At 66.6% G+C, this 19,095-nt stretch carries 21 protein-coding genes and 1 tRNA gene; 11 read left to right on the top strand and 11 right to left on the bottom strand.

Annotated features, from left to right (window positions below; all coding sequences use genetic code 11):
• The first annotated feature begins 52 nt into the window (after nt 1–52).
• Both GC106_RS18835 and GC106_RS18830 read left to right on the top strand, forming a co-directional pair.
• Complete coding sequence (locus GC106_RS18835; RefSeq protein ID WP_173132370.1) at nt 53–2,443, top strand: DUF8508 domain-containing protein; 2,391 nt, start codon at nt 53–55, stop codon at nt 2,441–2,443.
• Between the two features lie 31 nt (nt 2,444–2,474).
• Nucleotides 2,475–2,624, top strand: a complete 150-nt coding sequence (locus GC106_RS18830) for a hypothetical protein (protein ID WP_173131541.1) — start codon at nt 2,475–2,477, stop codon at nt 2,622–2,624.
• Between the two features lie 343 nt (nt 2,625–2,967).
• Here GC106_RS18830 and GC106_RS18825 read toward each other — a convergent pair.
• A tRNA-Ser gene (locus tag GC106_RS18825) sits at nt 2,968–3,057 on the bottom strand.
• 334 nt (nt 3,058–3,391) lie between these two features.
• The gene (locus GC106_RS18820) at nt 3,392–3,529 is read right to left on the bottom strand and encodes a hypothetical protein (protein WP_173132118.1); all 138 of its coding nucleotides are present in this window, start codon (nt 3,527–3,529) and stop codon (nt 3,392–3,394) included.
• A gap of 183 nt (nt 3,530–3,712) precedes the next feature.
• Between GC106_RS18820 and GC106_RS18815 the strand changes: the two genes are divergently transcribed.
• The 6 genes from GC106_RS18815 to GC106_RS18795 all read left to right on the top strand — a co-directional run bounded on the left by GC106_RS18815 (nt 3,713) and on the right by GC106_RS18795 (nt 7,767).
• Nucleotides 3,713–4,387: an AAA family ATPase gene (locus GC106_RS18815; RefSeq protein WP_312872726.1), complete on the top strand. Its 675-nt coding sequence runs from the start codon at nt 3,713–3,715 to the stop codon at nt 4,385–4,387.
• 370 nt (nt 4,388–4,757) lie between these two features.
• The gene (locus tag GC106_RS18810) at nt 4,758–5,270 is read left to right on the top strand and encodes a hypothetical protein (protein WP_173132112.1); all 513 of its coding nucleotides are present in this window, start codon (nt 4,758–4,760) and stop codon (nt 5,268–5,270) included.
• A 4-nt stretch (nt 5,271–5,274) separates the two neighbouring features.
• On the top strand, nt 5,275–5,406 hold the full coding sequence (locus GC106_RS48845; RefSeq protein WP_281368547.1) for a hypothetical protein: 132 nt from the start codon (nt 5,275–5,277) through the stop codon (nt 5,404–5,406).
• Nucleotides 5,407–5,598: 192 nt separating this feature from the next.
• A complete protein-coding gene (locus GC106_RS18805) occupies nt 5,599–6,327 on the top strand; it encodes a phosphotransferase family protein (RefSeq protein WP_312872725.1) in 729 nt (242 codons plus the stop codon).
• 137 nt (nt 6,328–6,464) lie between these two features.
• A complete protein-coding gene (locus GC106_RS18800; RefSeq protein ID WP_173132109.1) occupies nt 6,465–7,328 on the top strand; it encodes an SDR family NAD(P)-dependent oxidoreductase in 864 nt (287 codons plus the stop codon).
• Nucleotides 7,329–7,362: 34 nt separating this feature from the next.
• Nucleotides 7,363–7,767 carry an RpiB/LacA/LacB family sugar-phosphate isomerase gene (locus tag GC106_RS18795; protein WP_173132106.1) on the top strand — a complete coding sequence of 135 codons (405 nt, stop codon included), beginning with the start codon at nt 7,363–7,365 and terminating at the stop codon, nt 7,765–7,767.
• On the opposite strand, the gene GC106_RS18790 is transcribed toward GC106_RS18795, so the two are convergent.
• On the bottom strand, nt 7,764–8,354 hold the full coding sequence (locus GC106_RS18790; protein WP_173132103.1) for an NADPH-dependent FMN reductase: 591 nt from the start codon (nt 8,352–8,354) through the stop codon (nt 7,764–7,766). The two genes, GC106_RS18795 and GC106_RS18790, sit on opposite strands and share 4 nt — an antisense overlap.
• A gap of 68 nt (nt 8,355–8,422) precedes the next feature.
• On the opposite strand from GC106_RS18790, the gene GC106_RS18785 reads away from it, so the two are divergent.
• The gene (locus GC106_RS18785) at nt 8,423–9,010 is read left to right on the top strand and encodes a TetR/AcrR family transcriptional regulator (protein ID WP_173132100.1); all 588 of its coding nucleotides are present in this window, start codon (nt 8,423–8,425) and stop codon (nt 9,008–9,010) included.
• 93 nt (nt 9,011–9,103) lie between these two features.
• On the opposite strand, the gene GC106_RS18780 is transcribed toward GC106_RS18785, so the two are convergent.
• Both GC106_RS18780 and GC106_RS18775 read right to left on the bottom strand, forming a co-directional pair.
• Nucleotides 9,104–9,439 (bottom strand): hypothetical protein, encoded by a 336-nt coding sequence (locus GC106_RS18780; protein WP_173132098.1) that lies wholly within the window; start codon nt 9,437–9,439, stop codon nt 9,104–9,106.
• Between the two features lie 54 nt (nt 9,440–9,493).
• On the bottom strand, nt 9,494–9,793 hold the full coding sequence (locus tag GC106_RS18775) for a hypothetical protein (protein WP_173132095.1): 300 nt from the start codon (nt 9,791–9,793) through the stop codon (nt 9,494–9,496).
• A 238-nt stretch (nt 9,794–10,031) separates the two neighbouring features.
• Between GC106_RS18775 and leuA the strand changes: the two genes are divergently transcribed.
• On the top strand, nt 10,032–11,816 hold the full coding sequence (gene leuA / locus GC106_RS18770; protein WP_173132092.1) for a 2-isopropylmalate synthase: 1,785 nt from the start codon (nt 10,032–10,034) through the stop codon (nt 11,814–11,816).
• Here leuA and GC106_RS18765 read toward each other — a convergent pair.
• The 3 genes from GC106_RS18765 to GC106_RS18755 all read right to left on the bottom strand — a co-directional run bounded on the left by GC106_RS18765 (nt 11,797) and on the right by GC106_RS18755 (nt 14,490).
• On the bottom strand, nt 11,797–12,123 hold the full coding sequence (locus GC106_RS18765; protein WP_173132089.1) for a hypothetical protein: 327 nt from the start codon (nt 12,121–12,123) through the stop codon (nt 11,797–11,799). The genes leuA and GC106_RS18765 overlap by 20 nt on opposite strands.
• A 184-nt stretch (nt 12,124–12,307) precedes the next feature.
• Nucleotides 12,308–12,556, bottom strand: coding sequence for a hypothetical protein (locus GC106_RS18760; RefSeq protein WP_173132086.1), 249 nt, complete (start codon nt 12,554–12,556; stop codon nt 12,308–12,310).
• 26 nt (nt 12,557–12,582) lie between these two features.
• Nucleotides 12,583–14,490 carry a hypothetical protein gene (locus tag GC106_RS18755; protein WP_173132083.1) on the bottom strand — a complete coding sequence of 636 codons (1,908 nt, stop codon included), beginning with the start codon at nt 14,488–14,490 and terminating at the stop codon, nt 12,583–12,585.
• A 308-nt stretch (nt 14,491–14,798) separates the two neighbouring features.
• On the opposite strand from GC106_RS18755, the gene GC106_RS18750 reads away from it, so the two are divergent.
• Nucleotides 14,799–15,827, top strand: coding sequence for a LacI family DNA-binding transcriptional regulator (locus GC106_RS18750; protein WP_312872724.1), 1,029 nt, complete (start codon nt 14,799–14,801; stop codon nt 15,825–15,827).
• Between the two features lie 51 nt (nt 15,828–15,878).
• Here the strand turns inward: GC106_RS18750 and GC106_RS18745 are convergent, their stop codons facing one another.
• The 3 genes from GC106_RS18745 to GC106_RS18735 are packed head-to-tail and all read right to left on the bottom strand — an operon-like array spanning nt 15,879 to nt 19,013.
• The gene (locus GC106_RS18745; RefSeq protein ID WP_173132077.1) at nt 15,879–16,919 is read right to left on the bottom strand and encodes an ABC transporter ATP-binding protein; all 1,041 of its coding nucleotides are present in this window, start codon (nt 16,917–16,919) and stop codon (nt 15,879–15,881) included.
• 4 nt (nt 16,920–16,923) lie between these two features.
• Complete coding sequence (locus GC106_RS18740; RefSeq protein ID WP_173132074.1) at nt 16,924–18,003, bottom strand: ABC transporter ATP-binding protein; 1,080 nt, start codon at nt 18,001–18,003, stop codon at nt 16,924–16,926.
• Entirely contained in the window at nt 18,000–19,013 is a 1,014-nt protein-coding gene (locus GC106_RS18735; RefSeq protein ID WP_173132071.1) for an ABC transporter permease, read from the bottom strand. The genes GC106_RS18740 and GC106_RS18735 overlap by 4 nt, the downstream gene beginning before the upstream one ends.
• Nucleotides 19,014–19,095: the final 82 nt, after the last annotated feature.

Genomic DNA, 19,095 nt, shown 5'->3' with positions numbered 1-19,095 from the left:
CGTGACCTCATCCTTACGCGGGCTCGCCGTGGCGGCGTCCGTCGGGCTCACCATGGTCGTGGCCGTTCCGGCCGCGGCCGCGGCGCCCAGCCAGGACATCCTGATCGGCGAGGTCTACGGGGGCGGCGGCAACTCCGGCGCCACGTTGACCCAGGACTTCGTCGAGCTGACCAACGCCGGGACGGCGCCGGTCTCGCTGGCCGGCTGGAGTGTGCAGTACCTGCCCGCCGCGCCGAGCGCGTCCAGCCGCTGGCAGGCCACCCGCCTCGCCGGTGAGGTCCAGCCAGGCGGGACGTACCTGGTCAGCGAGGCCAGGGGCGCCGGCGGAACCGTCGACCTGCCCACTCCGGACGCCGTGGGCACGATCGCGATGGCCGGGGGTGCGGGCACGGTCGCGCTGGTCAGGAGCACCGACCTGCTGACGTGCCTGACCGCCGCGGACTGTGCCGCCGACCCCCGGATCCATGACCTGATCGGGTACGGCAACGCCACGGTCCGTGAGACCGCGCCGGCGCCTGGCACGGGCAACACCACCTCGTCGGCCCGCGTCAACCGCACGGACACGGACAACAACTCGGCCGACTTCGCGACCGGTGAACCGACCCCGGTCAACGCCGCGGGCGAAGGCCCCGGCGGCGGTACGCCCCCGGTTTCCGCGAAGATCCACGACATTCAGGGCGTCACGCGGGTTTCGCCCTTGTCGGGCAAGAAGGTCGCGAACGTGTCCGGTGTGGTCACCGCGATCCGCGCGTTCGGCCGGGACCGTGGTTTCTGGTTCCAGGACACCGCGCCGGACGCCGATCCCCGTACCAGCGAAGGCTTGTTCGTGCTGACCGGGACGGCCTCCCCGAACGTCAAGGTCGGTGACGCCGTCGTGGTCACCGGAACGGTGAAGGAAGCGCTGCCGGACAACGACGCGAACTCGACGTACCAGTCGGTGACCCAGCTGACCGGTGCGTCGTGGACGGTCTCGTCGGCGGGGAACGCCCTGCCGCAGGCCGAAACCATCGGTTCGCTCCCGGCGGGCTACGTGCCGTCCGGCGGCAACATCGACTCGCTCGAGCTCAGGCCCGCAGAGTACACATTGGACTACTACGAGTCCCGGGAGGGCATGCGGGTCGCGGTGTCCGATGTGCGTGTTGTCGGCCCGTCGACGGAGTTCTACGAGATGTACGTGACCGTGCGGCCCGGTGAGAACCCGACCGCCCGCGGCGGGACCCTGTACACGGGCTACGACCAGCCGAACCCCGGCCGGTTGAAGGTCATGTCGCTGATCCCGTTCGCCGAGCGGCCCTTCCCGCAGGCGAACGTCAACGACAAGCTGACCGGCGTGACCGAGGGCCCGTTGGACTACTCCAGCTTCGGCGGGTACACCTTGCAGGCCACCACGCTCGGCCAGGTGGCCGGCGGCGGGCTGCAGCCGGAGAAGACCCGCAAGCAGCGCACCGGCGAGCTGGCGATCGGCACGTACAACGTCGAGAACCTCGACCCGGGTGACGAGCAGACCAAGTTCGACCGGCTGGCCAAGGGCGTCGTGGAGAACCTGGCGAGCCCGGACATCATCGCGCTGGAAGAGATCCAGGACGACAACGGCGCCACGAACGACGGCACGGTGTCGGCCGGCCAGACGCTGAAGAAGTTCACCGACGCGATCGTCGCGCAGGGCGGACCGCGGTACGAATGGCGCCAGATCAACCCGGCGAACAACGCCGACGGCGGCGAGCCGGGCGGCAACATCCGGGTGGCGTTCATCTTCAACCCGGCCAGGGTGTCCTTTGTGGATCGTCCTGGTGCTGACGCGGCCACGCCGGTCCAGGTGGTCAAGCAGCACGGCAAGGCGGCGCTTTCGGTGTCACCCGGCCGGATCGACCCGGGCAACGCCGCGTGGGAGAGGTCCCGCAAGCCGTTGGCCGGCGAGTTCGTCTTCAAGGGCCGCAAGGTGTTCGTGGTGGCGAACCACTTCAGCTCCAAGGGCGGCGACCAGTCCGTGCACGGCCGTTTCCAGCCGCCGAACCGGTCCAGCGAGGCACAGCGGATCAAGCAGGCGATCGCGTTGCGCGGTTTCGTGGACAGCGTGCTGGCCGTGGACCGCAAGGCGAACATCGTGCTCACCGGTGACCTCAACGACTTCCAGTTCTCGCCCGTCCTGGCCGAGCTGACCCGTGGTGGCGCGGTGAAGGCCCTGATCGACACGTTGCCCGCGCGCGAGCGCTACACGTACATCTTCGAGGGCAACTCGCAGGTGTTGGATCACACACTGACCAGTCGCGCGTCGCGTGGCCTGGAGTATGACGTGGTTCACATCAACGCCGAATTCGCTGATCAGGTCAGTGATCACGACCCGCAGGTGGTCCGTTTCCGGCCGAGCGCGGGCGAGGACTGGCTGGACGCGCTGTTCGATCTGCTCGACCTCATCGAGCAGGTCCGTGCCTCCCATCGGTAGTGTCCACTTTGACACGAAGAGGAGGGCGTGGATGAGCTCGGACAACCAGGATCAGGTCGGGACGCGCAGGCCCAGCCACGCGTTGCCGGACGACGCGGACGGGCCGCACCCGCTCGTCGACCTGTCCCGTGACCCGCACCCGGGTGTGGCGGATCACGCCAAGCCCGACGAAGAGGGCTGAAAGCGCGCCGGGGCTCACCCGTGAGCCCCGGCGCCCAGCTCCCGGCAAAATCAGCCGACGTGGCCCGCACGTTCCGTGGGCACGCGTCGGCTGAGGTTCGGTGGAGTCCCGCTACATGGTCACCAGCCGACGTGGTCCGCGTTTTCTGTGGGCACGCGTCGGCTGAGGTGTGTCGGGGGGTTTGGGGGGTGGTCCCCCCTGCATGGTCATCAGCCGACGTGGTCCGCGTTTTCTGTGGGCACGCGTCGGCTGAGGTGTGTCGGGGGGTTTGGGGGGTGGTCCCCCCTGCATGGTCATCAGCCGACGTGGTCCGCGTTTTCCGCGGACACACGTCGGCTGAGGCTGGCGGAGGATAGGGGATTTGAACCCCTGAGGGCTATCACACCCAACACGATTTCCAATCGTGCGCACTAGGCCACTATGCGAATCCTCCGTCGAAGAGGGTACCGGACGGGGTCTTGACCTCACAAAACCGGGGGGTCAGCGGGGTGCGTGGCGGGCCTCATGGCAAGCACAGCGGTCGGTGACAACACGATTGCTGAGTTTGTGACATGGGCGAGACCAGTACCAACACCGCGGTCTGGGGCATGCTGGCCGAGCGGTGGCGGAAGACGATCAGGGCCAAGGCCCTGTCGGCGAACACGGAGCGCAGCTACCTACACCGCTCGACGGTGGGCCGAATGGCTCGCCGGGCAGGGGCACGACGTCGAGGCACACCACATCGACGACTTCATCGAGGCCACATCGGCGGCCAACGATGCGCACCGCTACCGAAACGTGTCGATGAGGCCCGTGCTGAACTTGCCGCCCTTGGGATCGAGGGTGAGGTACGCGTTGACCATCTCCGCCAAGTCGGGCGCGGTGTACGTGAGCGGCAGCCGAGCGTTGATCAGCTTTGCGGGCACTGTGCCCGCGACAAAGTGGCCATCTCGCCCATTGGTGAGGTTTGGCCGTGTGTGTTACTGGTCCCTGTGGGCCGAACGGTAGATGTCAGCCAAACTACGATCAGGAGGGCATGAGTGTTCGTCAACCGCGCCTACGTGCCGGAATCTCGACGCCCGATGGACTACCGGCGGTGGCCATACACGGTGCCGGCCGTCGCCGAAGTGGTCGAGCACGGCGTCGAGTTCACGCACCCGGTGACGTTTCTCGTCGGCGACAACGGCTCGGGTAAGTCGACCTTGGTCGAGGCCATCGCCGAGGGGTTCAAGCTCGACGCGCGCGGCGGACGAGCAGCCCGCAAAGCGGGCAACGCCGATACCACCAAGACAGCTCTTGGCGAGGTCCTGAGACTGGAGACCACCGCCAAAGGCGCTCGCATGTTGGCCGGACCGCGGCTGAAGAAGAAGGGCTTCTTCCTGCGTGCTGAAACCGCGTTCAGCATGACCGAGAACCTTGGCGGTGTCCCTGGCTACTGGGACGAGAACACGGCCGAGATGAGCCACGGCGAGGGATTCCTTGCCGTGTTCCGGTCGATGTTCCGTGATCCCGGTTTTTATGTCATGGACGAACCTGAGTCGGCGCTGTCGTTCACCGCGTGCCTGCAACTCGTTGCCCTGATGCACGAACTTGGCGAGGCAGGCGCACAAGTGGTGTGCGCGACGCACTCACCGATCCTCGCCTCCACACCTGGTGCCGACATCATCGAAGTGGGTGAACACGGTCTACGTCGGGTGAAGTGGTCAGATTTACAGCTCGTCGACCATTGGCGCCGCTACCTCGACAACCCTGGTGCCTACCTGCGTCACCTCACCGACTCATGAGTCTGAGTGGCCCGAACGCGACTGGCGGAACCAGCGTGCGGAGCTGATGACCTTGGTTCCTGGCTAGCCCTGTTCGCCGAGTGACGTCCTACAGGTGCCGCTGGACGTGTCGGCCGAGTGGTGGCCGGACCTCCGGCTGTCCCTCGACACGCTCGCCATCACCGTGTGCCGTTGTCCACTGCTCGACGGCTGTGTCGACGTCGAGCCTCCAGGACCTACGCGACACCGTGTCCGAGCCGCACTCGATCGATGTCCGCGACGTCGGCATGGTTGGGCCGTTCGGTTACGGCTCGACTGGTCGAGTGCGTGGGTGCGCCCACTCGTGGCACGGTCGTTGGTCGTGCCCGAATAGGTCGTCGGGAGGTGTGCGTTGCATAAGATCATTGCTAGTCCGTTCCTGACCGACTATCTCGTCTTGCGGCCTGACAGTCGGCAAGCGATTAAGATTGGGAAGAACCGCTACGCTGAACTGCTGGGTGTCGTGAGTGACTCTGCTGCTATATGTCCAACGTGGCTGGTGAATGCGGCAAGTCAACGTTGGGGAATCGATCTGTCGGGCGAGAAAATCTCGGACACGGCGCTTGTCCGTCAGCCGTCGCCCTATGGATTCGGTCGGGCGTCGTACGAGTTGAATCTCGGCTGTGATCCTCACGGTATGGCCAGCATTTGCAAGGTCGGCCGTGACCCGAAGGTGCCGTTGATGGATGAGGGCATCGGGGGCTTGACCCGGCTTGGTGACGCTGCCGACGCGCTGATGCTACGTACGGGTGGCTGTTCGGGCTGCGCGCTCTCCGGGTCCTGCTGGACTTGTCGGCCCTTGGCGAAGCTCTACCAGGAAGCCAAGGCGCCCCTGACCCGCTATTGCCAACACGGAGGGAGGTGAGATCGTGACCGCGGTGTCGATCGAGTTCACTCCTCGCCCGCTGGACGTCGACGAGATTGAGCTCGTCGACGACGTCGAGGAATTGGGCGCTTTCGCCCGATACAACTGTGCTGCGTCGGACGACAACCCCTACTAGGAGATTTCCGTGGTGGGCCGGGCGTGCCGGACGGTCGGCCCACCAGTCACGTCGGTAGCCTGCTCGCGACCAGCCGCCCACCTGTCGTCTTCGCCGAGGACTCATGCAACAACGCACCGACTGGCAGGACCTCCCTGGTGATGTACGCGACGCCATCAGCGCCCGCACTGGCCACATCGAACATGTCGCCGCGTGTCCGAGGGCATGAACTCCGCTCTTGCCGCAGTACTCGACACTGCGATGGGCAAGGTGTTCGTCAAGGGTATTCGGACTGATCATCCTGGCGTAATCACGCAGCAGCGCGAAGCCATGATCAATCCTCACGTGCGCCCGCTCGCGCCCGCGATGCTGTGGCATCTCGACAGTGTCGCCGGCTGGGACGTGTTGGGGTTCGAGTACGTCGAAGGCCGTCACCCCGACTACACCCCAGGGTCTGCGGATCTGCCGGTAGTCGTCGAGGCCATGCGTGCGGTCGCCGACTTGCCGTGTCCGGACTTGCCATTGAAAGATGCCCGGCAACGATGGGCGGCCTACTTCGACCAACCTGCCGCAGCCGAGATGCTGGCGGGCAACACTTTGTTGCACACGGACTACAACCCCGCGAACATGCTCATTCCGGCTGATGGCACGGCGCGAATGATCGACTGGGCTTGGCCGACCCGCGGTACCGCCTGGATTGATCCTTGTTGCCTACTCGTTCGCTTGGTCGCCGCAGGCCACACAGTGGCGCAAGCCGAGACATGGGCGCGGCGATCCGATGCCTGGCACACGGCGCCCGATGCGTCGCTGGACGCGTTTGCGTTGGCCAGTGCACGCATGTGGGACGACATCGCCAGCGCTGACCCTCAACCGTGGAAGACACGGATGGCGACCGCCGCGCGCGAGTGGGCAGGCTCTCGCCTTGCTGGTGTCCTCCGCTAATGCCTCGGCCATGCCGGTCGCTTCGAAACGCCGGAATCGCCCCCGCGCCTGGGTGAGCACGATCGATCGTACGTACGGTCCGGCGGCGCTCGCGGCAGCTATACCCGGATGTCCGCACGGTGTGCCAGGGTGGGTGGATGAGTTCACTGCTGGCGGGCAAGGTTGCTGTCGTGACCGGCGCGAGCCGGGGTGTCGGCAAGGGGATCGCACTCGAACTGGGCGCTGCGGGAGCGGTCGTCTACCTCACCGGGCGGACGGTGACCGAAGGGCCGCTGGCCGGCACGATCACAGCGACGGCGGAGGAAGTGACCGCTCTGGGCGGCGTCGGCATTCCCGTCGAGTGTGACCACCGGGACGACGGCAAGGTCGAGGCGCTCTTCGCCAGGGTCGGAGCCGACCATGGTCACCTGGACGTCCTGGTGAACAACGTCTTCTCCGCCCCGGACATCGCGCCGTGGCTCAACCGTCCATTCTGGACGTTGCCGGTCGCCGCCTGGGACCAGGTGATCGACATCGGGCTGCGGTCCCACTACGTGGCAAGTGTTTTCGCGGTGCCACTCATGCTGAAGGCCCCGCGGCCGGGGTCGATCATCAACATCTCCTCGTCCGGTGCGGCCGGGTACTCGCACAACGTGGTGTACGGCGTCGGCAAGGCGGGGGTGGACAAACTCACCGCGGACATGGCGGTCGAGCTGAAGCCGCACGGCATCGCGGCTGTGTCGGTCTGGCCCGGTTTAGTGCGTACCGAGCTGCTTGAGACCGCTGCACGCGTGACCGAGGAGGGAGTCAGCGTGCTCGACATACCGGGTGCTGGTGCCTTCGACATCAGCCGTGCCGAGTCGCCCCGGTTCGTCGGCCGCGCGGTCGCCGCATTGGCCGCTGACCCCGACGTGCTTTCCTACACAGGCAAGGCCGCAACGACGGCAAAGCTCGCCGAGACGTACGGCTTCACCGACGTGGACGGCTCAAGGCCGCACACGAACATCAGAGAGCGGGACTGAGGACAGCTCGCCCGGCCGGGGTACCGTTCTGGGCATGCGAATCGCGTTCGCGGCCGACGATCAGAACGAGACCACCCAGGCCGTTCTCGACTACCTGACGGCCGAGCATCAGGTCGTGCGGCCTGCCCAGGGCGAGTCGTGGCCACAGCTGGGCGCGGCGGTGGGCCGAGCTGTGGCCGACGGTGACGCGGACTTCGGCGTGGTGATGTGCTGGACCGGCACGGGCACCGCGATCGCGGCGAACAAGGTTCCCGGCGTGCGGGCCGCGCTGGCGTGGGACGCGTGGATCGCCGAAGGCGCACGGAAGTGGAACGACGCGAATGTCCTTGCGCTGAGCCTGAAACGGCTCGCGCCTGACGTCGCAGTCGAGGTGACGAAGGCGTTTCTCGGTGTCGGCGAGCCCGATCCGGACGAGGCCGCCAACATCGCGCAGCTCTAAACCGCGTATGGGGTAACGGTTCGCGCGTCGCGCAGCGCGGTGCCCCACCAGGTCAGCTGGTCGAGCATGAGCTTGGCGTCGCCGGTGTGCGTCTCGGCGTCGACCGGCCGGCCGTTGTCGTCGAACTCCAGCCAGTAGCGGTGGAAGCTGACCTGGTCCCGCACGGTCGTCGCGTGCAGTTCGGCGAACACCGACCTGAGTTGCTCGACCGCGCGCAGGCCGCCGCCGGCTGAGCCGTACGAGACGAACCCGATCGGCTTGGCGCGCCACTGGCTCCAGTGCCAGTCGACGAAAGCCTTGAGGGAAGCCGGAAAGCTGTGGTTGTACTCCGGCGTGACCACGACGAAGGCGTCCGCGGCCGCCAGCACCTCGGTCACGGCCGCGAGGCCGGCGGGCCGTTCGGGTTCGGCCATCGCCGGCGGTTGCGGCGGCATCACGAGAGGCAGTGGAACGTCGGCGAGGTCGACGACCTCGACCTCGAACCGGCCGTGCTGTGCGGCCTGCTCGACGAACCAGTCGCCGATCAACGGACCGCGGCGGCCCTCCCGGACGCTGCCCACGATCACGACGAGCTTCAGCTGTGTCATGGAGGTAAAGTACAACGTGCATGGCAACTATGTAAAACGTTCGTTGTAATTTTGCTGATGGGATGGCCGTGACCAGGCGAAACGAGAAGTATGACGCGATCGTGCGGGCCGCCAGGGCGGTGTTCGGCCGGGTCGGCTACCTCACTGCGAGCATCGACCTGATCGCCTCGGAGGCGGGTGTGTCGACCAGGACGATCTACAACCACTTCGACAACAAGGAACACCTCTTCGCCGAGGTGCTGCTGGCGAGTTCACGCCAGGTCGCCGAGGTGCACGAGGCGATGATCGAGCGGCGGCTCACGAACGTCACCGATCTGCCCGCCGCGCTGGTCGCGTTGGCCGAGGAGTGGAACCGGCCGCAGCCGGAGTTCGACGACCACTTCGCGATGAGCCGCCGGATGGGTGCCGAGCGGGCGCACTTCCCCGAGAAGATCTACCAGGCCTGGCGGGAGGCCGGTCCGTGGCGCGTCCAGCGTGCGCTGGCCGAGAGGTTCGAGGAGTTGCGTGACCAGGGCCTGCTGGACGTGCCGGACGCCGGGTTCGCCGCACACCTGTTCAGCGTCATGATCGCGGAGGTCCGCGACTACCCGAAGGTCGTGCACGCGTTCCTGTACGGCTACCTGCCTAGGTCGTGTTTCGAATGTCCCGGTCGATGAGAGTCTGCCCCGGCCGGAGGCCGGAATCGGCTCGGTGTGGCGTCAGGGGCCGCATCCGGCCCGGCTATCGCGATCGGGCATTTGAAACACGGCCTAGGCGAAGCGGCGGATGATCCTGGCCAGGACGCTTGAGACGATCAGCCAGAACAGCGCGGCGATGCCGTAGTTGACCAGCACGAGCAGCTTGGGATCGCTCGGCGTGAACAGGTCCTTGAACCCGAGCGCGAGCGGCTCCGCCCAGTCGGCGAAGAAGCTGGTGATCCCGTTGTCCGGGTTGGCGCTGCCGACCGTCAGCAGGACGTGCACCACGAGGATGAGCGTGATCAGCAGGCCGATCCACCGGACCACGCCTGCCACGATGCCCACGACCTGTGCACGAGTGGCACCCGCGCTCTTCCCGGAGCGGTCGGACTCGGCGTGCTGGGCCATGCTCAGGAGTCTGGCATGGCCCAGCAGCTTTGGCTACTGTCCAGTAACAAACCGTTACCGGCCAATGACCCGAGCCAGGATCGAGCCCACGACCAGCCAGAACACTGCCGCGAGGCCGTAGTTCAGGAAGATGTCGAGGTTGTAGTTACCGGTGCCGAACAGGCCAGGGAAGAAGAGGGCGAGCGGTTCGGCGAGCGACTGGATGAACGCGAAGAAGCCGTTCGCGGTGTTCGCACCCAGGACGATCAGCAGGATGTACACGGCTTCGATCAGCGCGAAGATCGCCGTGACCCCGAACACAACCCGAGCCGCCGTCCCCCGCCCGCTCGTCACATGCCATCTGCGAGTAGTCATGCTTTGGGGTAGACCTGGACGCCTGTTCGGAAACCCGGCCGATCGGAGTAACGGCGTACGCCCAGCATGTGGGACGCCTGGTTTGGCGCGCCAGGGGGTCGGCCCCTTAGGGTGGAGCCGTGGCTCGATCCCTCCTGCTTCGCTGCCGCGACGGGGCCTGACTTTCCAGACCGGCTCCCCGCCGCGGAGCTCAGCGTTGCCGCCGGTCGTCCGCTCGTGAAGCTGGAGACCTCCTTCGATGACCACGAATCCCGACTTCCGCTCGTCCCGCATCCGTAAGCCCGCGCGCCCGGCACCGGCCGGTCAGCCGGAGTGGAACGCCCAGCTCGGCTCGTCGATGCCGGTGCACCGGTACCGGCCCTTCGCCGAGCTGGTCGAGGACGTCACGCTGGCCGACCGCACGTGGCCGGACCGCAAGATCACGCAGGCGCCGCTGTGGTGCGCGGTCGACCTGCGGGACGGCAACCAGGCGCTGATCGACCCGATGTCGCCCGCACGCAAGCGCCGGATGTTCGAGCTGCTGGTCAAGATGGGCTACAAGGAGATCGAGGTCGGGTTCCCGGCGGCCAGCCAGACCGACTTCGACTTCGTCCGCGAGATCATCACCGAGGGCGCCGTACCCGACGACGTACGCATCCAGGTGCTGACGCAGTGCCGTCCCGAGCTGATCGAGCGCACGTTCGAGGCGCTGGAGGGTGCCAGCAAGGCGATCGTGCACATTTACAACTCGACGTCGATCCTGCAGCGCCGCGTGGTGTTCCGCGAGGAGCGCGAGGGCATCAAGAAGATCGCCACGTCTGCCGCGGAGATGGTGGTCGAGCTGGCGGACAAGTACACCGACACCGACTTCCGGTTCCAGTACTCACCCGAGTCCTACACCGGCACTGAGCTGTCGTACGCCGCCGAGGTGTGCAATGCCGTCACCGAGATCTGGAAGCCCACGCCGCAGCGGCCGGTGATCCTCAACCTGCCCGCGACCGTGGAGATGGCCACGCCCAACGTGTACGCCGACTCCATCGAGTGGATGCACCGCAACCTGGAACGCCGCGACTCGGTGATCCTGTCGCTGCACCCGCACAACGACCGCGGCACCGGTGTCGCCGCGGCCGAGCTGGGCTACCAGGCTGGCGCGGACCGCATCGAGGGCTGCCTGTTCGGCAACGGCGAGCGCACCGGCAACGTCTGCCTGGTCACCCTGGGCATGAACCTGTTCAGCCAGGGCATCGACCCGCAGATCGACTTCTCCGACATCGACGAGATCCGCCGCACGGTCGAGTACTGCAACCAGCTGCCCGTGGCCGAGCGTCACCCGTACGGCGGCGACCTGGTGTTCACCGCGTTCTCCGGCAGCCACCAGGACGCCATCAACAAGGGCTTCGACGCGCTGCTCGACGCCGCCGACAGGGCGGGCACCCCGGTCGACCAGTTCCCGTGGGAGGTTCCGTACCTGCCGATCGACCCGAAGGACGTCGGCCGCACGTACGAGGCCGTGATCCGGGTGAACTCGCAGTCCGGCAAGGGCGGCGTGGCCTACGTGATGAAGACCGAGCACCAGCTGGAGCTGCCGCGCAGGCTGCAGATCGAGTTCTCCGGCGTGGTGCAGCGGATGACCGACAGCGAGGGCGGCGAGGTCACCCCGGCGCAGATGTGGGACGTCTTCGCCGCGGAGTACCTGTCGCTGACGTCTCCGCTGACGCTGCAGCGCCACCGCCTGGCCGACGACGGCCACGGCCACGACGAGATCGCCGCGGTCGTCCATGTCGAAGGCGACCCGCACGAGGTCACGGGCAACGGCAACGGCCCGATCGCGGCGTTTGTCGACGCCCTGGCCAGCGTGGGCTACGACGTCCGAGTACTGGACTACACCGAGCACGCACTGACCGCGGGCGATGACGCACGCGCCGCCGCCTACGTGGAATGCGCGATCGGAGACCAGGTGCTGTGGGGCGTCGGCGTCGACTCGTCGATCGTGACGGCCTCGCTGCGGGCCGTCGTCTCGGCGATCAACCGAGCAAGCCGATAGAGCTCAGGGAGTCCGTGGGCTGGTCGGCGATGCTGACCATGCTCATGACTCCCAGTGCCACCGCGACCAGGCCGGCGACGACACCGATGGCGGCCATCCCGCCATCGGTGGCCCGGCCCCTGCGGGCACGCACGACACCGATCACCCCGAAAAGCACGGCAAGTGTCCCGGACACGGTCGCGAGCAGGCCGAACAACACGCTCAGCCCGAATCCGACGCCGACGATGCCCAAAGCGAGGGCAGTCGTGGCGAAACCATTGCGGAAGATCGGCGTTGCGGCCTCTGGCGGCCGGATCGCGGCGCTCATGGGCAACTCCCGTGCGGAAGGGTCCAGGGTGGACGCTTGTCCATAAATCGCCGTTATCCGGATTGGTGTTACCCCGTCCGGTTCACGTCAACCTATTGGCGTACAAGGGAAAACGCCCTGTGTACGAATCATCGCGCAGCGTTGTGACTTGACCGATTCCGTGGCGGACGGTTGTTGTCGCCGGTCAGGTTCCGTCGAGCCTGCGCTGGATCCTGAGGTACTCGGCCTCGATGTCCTCTTCGGTCATGTCCCGGCGACCGTCGTAGATCCGCGAGACCGATCGGCGGAGCGTGGCGTGGTCGTCGGAGGACCGCAGGAAGTTCAGCCGGGAGAAGCTCAACTCGGTCGCCTCGGGGCGGCGGAAAACCAGTCTGCCCGCCCGCCAGTCGGCCGTCGCTGATTCTTCTTCCTTTTTCTTTCTGAAAAAGGTCATCACGAAGTCCGCCGCTTCCATGTTTTCTACCTTCCTGTAAGAGTGGCTGGCTGGTCGGCCGGTGTCAAGGACACGTTCCGACGACTCTGTCGCTGGCCGGCACGTTGGAGATTGGCGAGGTAGTAACGCGTCTGGTCACGCCGCTCGCGGATCAAAAAGATCGCGACACCCCATGTGACCAGCGACAATCCGAGCCAGATCCAGTCGGTCGGCCAGAACACGGCGGACGGCCACAGTTCGATCATGACCTCGGTCGGTAGCCTCTTCGCCGCGTCGAGCGCATAGAGCAGCGTCGCCGAAATCGATGTGATGAATACGAGCAACAGGCCGAAGTAGGTGATCAGCGAAGATTGGGAGAGCCTGCTCCCGTCCACACCTCTGCCGAGCGCCGCCGCGATGAATGCCGGTACCGCGAAAAGAAGTCCGGGCAGACTGGAACCGGTCGTCTGGTCGCCTGCCAGACCGAGTCTTGTGACGGTCAGAAACAGCACTATGGTCGCGACAACGGTCGCCAGGGTGGCGGCCGAGCCGAGCATTCCTGGCGGTGTCTCGCGTAACGACAGCACGGATTTGACGCCCGAGCCGATTCCCTTGGCGCGACGGACGTCGCTGGTGGTTATCGCCGCACCGTGTCTGCGCACGTAGAGATGAGCGACGGTCCTGCTTTCCTCGTGATAGAGCCGGACGTACTGCTGGACGCCGCCGACCTGGAAATTCTCCTGTTTGAGCGGTGTTTTCCCGCCGAGGGCCTCAAGGTGGTGGCTGAACACGTGCAGGCCCGTCGGCGCGGTGATCTGACAGTGGTACGAGTCGGCCTGCAGCATTCGTGGCATCGCGATGTCGAGCATGTGCGGGTCCAGGCCGAGCCGGGCGCGCAGCTTCTCCTTGCCCCGTTGCAATGACCGCTCGTTCTGCGTGTGCGCGGTGTACTGCACGATCAGGTTGGTGCCGGACGGTTTCGGCACCTCCGCGATGATCAGGTAGTTGTCCGCGAGCGACCGGCAGACTTCGGACAGCCGCTGGTACAACCCGTCCGGCATCTTGGCCCGCAGATCCGCGAGCCGGTCGAGCGCCCGGTCCCGGCGATCGTTCAGGCCACGGGCGGATTCCTGGGTCGCCAGCATGGTCGGCGAGCCGACAAGGCAGATGGCGTCCCGGACGATCTCCACGAACGCCGTGAGGAGTTCGTCGTCCGGCTCGGGGGCGACGACCTTCTTGCGCCGGATCCGGTCGAGCCAGGTCGGTCGCGGTGGCGGAGCCTCGTCGATGAATCCGAACAGCGCTCGAACCGCCAGCGCGGTCAGGCCACGGGTCTCCCACTGGGACAACGTCGGCAGCACTCTGCCGGAGGCGTCCTTGACCAGCAGATTGTCGAAGAGCAGACCTTTGCGCGCCATGATGACGGGAACGAGGATGGTCTCCGCCTTCTCGCAGTCGATCGGCTCGTCATCGACGGACGGCTGCATTCTCAGGTGCAGTGTGGTGGTCGCCTCGAGATTGCCGTGCCCCAGCTTGATGTCCTCGTTGATCCGGAAGAGGTAACTGGGCAGATTCGCCAGCATCGCGGTGAAAAGTCGTGACACTTCGTCGGTGTACACGCGAAGGCAGTACCTTTCCGCCTTGAAGATCTCCATACCGGCATCCAGTTCGGCCTGCAGTTTCGGCGAGCCGACATGCAGGTTGTCCAGCTGTGGCCGGTCACTTTTGAAGATCAGGTACACGGCCAGCGCGAGCACGCAGACGAATGTCGACACACGCAACGCCGCGTGCACGAAATCCGCTGACATGGCCACATCGGCGAATCCGAAGACTTTCTGCAGGTCCAGCACGCTCCAGCCGATCAGCAGCAGCATCAGCAGGATGGCCGCCACCGCCCGCCGGCGGAGCCGATTTGTGCCGCCGTCGGTTCGTAGCAGTTGTTCTTGTCGCGCCATTGATCCGCTCCGCGAATTTGCTGGTCGGTTCACAAAGCGCATCGCGCGTTCGAGCACGCCTGCTACGCGAGCTATCCCTTTGTTACCTCGGGAACGGATTTGTCGCACTGTTGGAGTAATTGTGGAGATCTGGCGTGTTCCGCCGAAATCCGGGCACCGGCTTTCCCTGAGCATCGCCCTTGCCGATGCCTGCGCGCTCACCCGTCGCGACAGCGGCCCGCGGATGTCTCGTGTCCGAGCGTCAGATCATCCTGTGAACAGGACTTTTGTCGCAGGCCCGGCCGGGTCGGTTGTCCTATGCTTTACGGGTGGGGTCAACTCAAGACCGGCCGACGCTGGAGGATGTCGCGGCCTACGCGGGAGTGTCCCGCTCGACCGCGTCGCGCGCGCTGAACGAGGAGATGTACGTCAGCCCGAAGGCACGGGAAGCGGTGCTGGCCGCGGCCCGGGATCTCGGCTATTCGCCGAACCAGGCGGCGCGGTCGCTGGTCACAAAACGGACCGGCGCGGTGGCGCTCGTGCTGTCCGAACCCGAGTCGAAGGTCCTGGACGACCCGTACTTCCTGATCGTGATGCGCGCGGCGTTCCGCGAACTGGCTAACCGCGGCAGCCAGATGCTGGTGATGTTCGTCGACGCGCCGGACGACATCCCCCGCACGATGAAGTTCCTCGACGGCGGCCACGTCGACGGCGCGCTGGTCTTCGCGCCGCACAGCGGTGACCCGCTGCCGGTCGCCCTGAAGCTGTTGCGTGTCCCGGTGGTCTTCGGCGGCCGCCCGGGCCGCTCCGGCTCGGACCTGTACACAGTGGACTACGACAACGTCGCGGGCGCCCGGCTGGCGGTCGAGCACCTGATCGGCCTCGGCCGCGGGAACATCGTGACGATCAGCGGCCCCGAGGACCACCCGGCGGCGCTCGACAGGCTCACCGGCTGGCGGGAAACCCTTGCCGCGCAAGGGCTGCCCACGGCGGGACGAGCGGCGAGCGGCGACTTCACCCAGACCGGCGGGGAAGCCGCGATGGCCCGGCTGTTGGACGAGCACCCCGACCTGGACGCGGTGTTCGTCGCCAGCGACCCGATGGCGATCGGCGCACTGCGGGCCTTGCGGATGGCAGGCCGCCGAATCCCCGAGGACGTCGCGGTCGTGGGCTTCGACGACAACCCGTCGCTGGCGCCGGTCTCCGACCCGCCGTTGACGTCGGTGCACCAGGAACCGGCCGAGCAGGTCCACCAGATGGTCGAGATACTGCACGAACTGCTGTCCGGGCAGTCCCCCGCCAACCGGCACGAGGTCCTGCCGGTCTCGCTGACCGTCCGGGAATCCACCCAGCGCTGAACGGAGAAGGCCCCCGCCGGAACCGGCGGGGGCCTTCGCGAAGAACAGCTGCTACACGACCTTGACGGTCTGCTCCTCCCCGGTGTTCTCCGGGAAGTGGCACGCGGCCTGATGGCCCGGTGCCAGCTCGGCCAGCGGCGGCTCCTGGGTCTTGCAGATCTCCTGGGCCTTCCAGCACCGGGTGTGGAACCGGCAGCCGGACGGCGGGTTGATCGGCGACGGCACGTCGCCCTTCAGCCGGATGCGTTCCCGCTTGGCCTTGCGGTCCGGGTCCGGCACGGGCACCGCGGACAGCAGCGCCACGGTGTACGGGTGCATCGGCCGCTCGTACAGGCTCGTGCGGTCGGCCAGTTCGACGATCTTGCCGAGGTACATCACCGCGACCCGGTCCGACACGTGCCGCACCACCGAGAGGTCGTGCGCGATCATCACGTAGGTCAGGTCGAGCTCGTTCTGCAGGTCCTCCAGCAGGTTCACCACCTGCGCCTGGATCGACACGTCCAGCGCGGAGACCGGCTCGTCGGCCACGATCAGCTTGGGCTTCAGCGCGAGCGTGCGGGCGATGCCGATGCGCTGCCGCTGACCGCCGGAGAACTCGTGCGGGTAGCGGTTGTAGTGCTCCGGGTTCAGGCCGACCAGCTCTAGCAGGTCCTGCACGGCCTTTTTCACGCCGTTCTCGGTCTGCACCTTCTGCAGCCGGAACGGCGCACCGACGATCGCGCCGACGGTGTGCCGCGGGTTCAGCGACGAGTACGGGTCCTGGAAGATCATCTGCACGTCCCGGCGCAGCGGGCGCATGGCCGACTGCGACAGGTGCGTGATGTCCCGGCCCTCGAAGGTGATCTTGCCCGCGGTCGGCTCCAGCAGCCGGGTCAGCAGACGGCCGGTGGTCGTCTTGCCACAGCCGGACTCGCCGACCAGCGAGAGCGTCTCGCCCTTCTGCACCGTGAAGTCCAGCCCGTCCACCGCCTGCACGTTGCCTTTGACGCGCTGCAACAGGCCCTTGCGGATCGGGAAGTACTTCTGCAGACCGCTCGCCTCGAGCAGCGTCTCGGTCCTGGTGGGTGTGGGGGAGGAGGTCAGTTCACTCATCAGCTCACAACTTCGGCTTGATCTCGGTGTCCCACAAGTGCTGACGCTGCTCGCCGGACAGGTGGCACGCGATGTGGTGGCCGGGGCTCACTTCCCGGAACTCCGGGCGCTCGGTGGTCGACAGGTCGCCGTTGAGGCCCGCGAACGCGCAGCGCGGGTTGAACGGGCACCCCTCGGGCACGTTGATCAGGCTGGGCGGCGTGCCCTTGATCGGCAGCAGCCGCTCGCTGCGCTCCCGGTCGAGCCGGGGCATCGAGCCGAGCAGACCCCACGTGTACGGGTGCTGCGGCGCCGTGAAGATCTCGTGCGAGTTGCCGTACTCCACCGAACGGCCCGCGTACATCACCATGATGTCGTCGGCCAGCTCGGCGACCACACCGAGGTCGTGGGTGATGATGATGACCGCGGAGTTGAAGTCCTTCTGCAGATCCACGATCAGGTCCAGGATCTGCGCCTGCACGGTCACGTCCAACGCGGTGGTCGGCTCGTCCGCGATCAGCAGCTCCGGGTCGCACGACAGCGCCATCGCGATCATCGCGCGCTGCCGCATACCGCCGGAGAACTGGTGCGGGTAGTCGTCCACGCGCTTGTCCGGCTGCGGGATGCCCACCCGGTCGAGCATCTCGACCGCGTGCTTCTTGGCCACCGCCTTGGACACCTTGTGGTGCACCCGGTACGCCTCGACGATCTGGGCGCCGATCGTGTAGTACGGGTGCATCGCGGTCAGCGGGTCCTGGAAGATCATCGCCATCCGCTTGCCGCGCAGCTCCCGCACCTGCTCGGGCGTGGAGGTGACCAGGTCCTGGCCGTCGAGCAGAATCTGCCCGGAGATGTTCGCGGTGCCCTGCTTGTGCAAGCCCATGATCGACAGGCTGGTCACGCTCTTGCCGGAGCCGGACTCGCCCACGATGCCCAGGGTTTTGCCCCGGTCGAGGGAGAACGTCAGCCCGTCGACCGACTTGACGATGCCGTCGTCGGTCGGGAAGTGCACCTTCAGATCACGGACCTGCAGGAACGCCTCGTCCGGACGGTTGGACGGGCGTGCGGCGTCGCCGGCCAGCAAGTCCTCTTTGGAATCTGTCACGAGTAACGCACCCTCGGGTCGACGACGGCGTACAACAGGTCAACAACCAGGTTCGCGATGATGATGAAGGTCGCGCCGACCAGGGTCACGCCGAGCACCTTCGGCAGGTCGTTGCTCACGATCGCGTCCACGGCGTACTTGCCGAGACCGGGCAGTGAGTACGTGCTCTCGGTCAGCACCGCGCCGCCGAGCAGGATGCCGAGGTCCAAGCCGAAGATCGTGAGGATCGGCGTGAGCACGGAACGCAGGCCGTGCTTGACGACCACGGTGCGCTCATTGAGACCTTTCGCCCGCGCGGTACGGATGAAGTCCTCGTTCATCGTTTCGAGCATGGTCGCTCTGGTGAGCCGGGCGTACCCGGCCGCGTTGAGGAACGCCAAGGTGATCCACGGCAGGATCAACGCTCCCGCCCACTGCAGCGGATCCTCGGCGAAGTCCGTGTAGCTGCCGCCGGGCGCCGTCCAGCCGAGGCCGTAGCTGAAGATCGTCAGCGACAGCAGACCGGTGAAGAAGATCGGCAGCGAGACGCCCGCGAGGGCGATGCCCATGGAGGCCCGGTCGAAGAAGGTGCCCCGGCGCAACGCCGAGACGACACCGGTGCCGACACCGAACGCCAGCCAGATCACAGCGGCGCCCAGGGCCAACGAGATCGTCACACCCATCCGGTCGACCAGGTCGGGCCACACGGGGTTGCGCGTGATGAACGAGTAGCCGAAACACGGTGCCGGGCAATGCACGACCTCGGCGCCGGTGTCGTAGTCCGCACCGGCGAAGATTCCCGCGACGAACCGCCCGTACTGCTCGTACAGCGGGTCGGTGAACCCGAGCCTCTCCGCCATCGAGTGGATGGCGGCCTCGTCGGCGGTCTTGCCGACGTAGCGGGACGCCATGTCCTCGACGGTCGCGCCGGCGATCCGCGGGACGAGGAAGAAGATCGCGAAGGTGACCATGCTGACCACGAAGAGCAGGATCACCGCTCCGATCAGCCTTCGGATGATGTAAGCGAACACCGTACTCGGCCTTGGTGGCCGGGACACGCTCGCGCGTCCCGGCCACCAGCTGCCTTCACCTACCTTTTACTGGTCGCTGCGG

Origin of the sequence: Kibdelosporangium persicum (assembly GCF_013280595.1) — a bacterium.
GTDB lineage: Bacteria > Actinomycetota > Actinomycetes > Mycobacteriales > Pseudonocardiaceae > Kibdelosporangium > Kibdelosporangium persicum.
The sequence above is the reverse complement of the archived record's forward strand: the minus strand, read 5'-3'. Positions and strand labels throughout refer to the sequence as shown.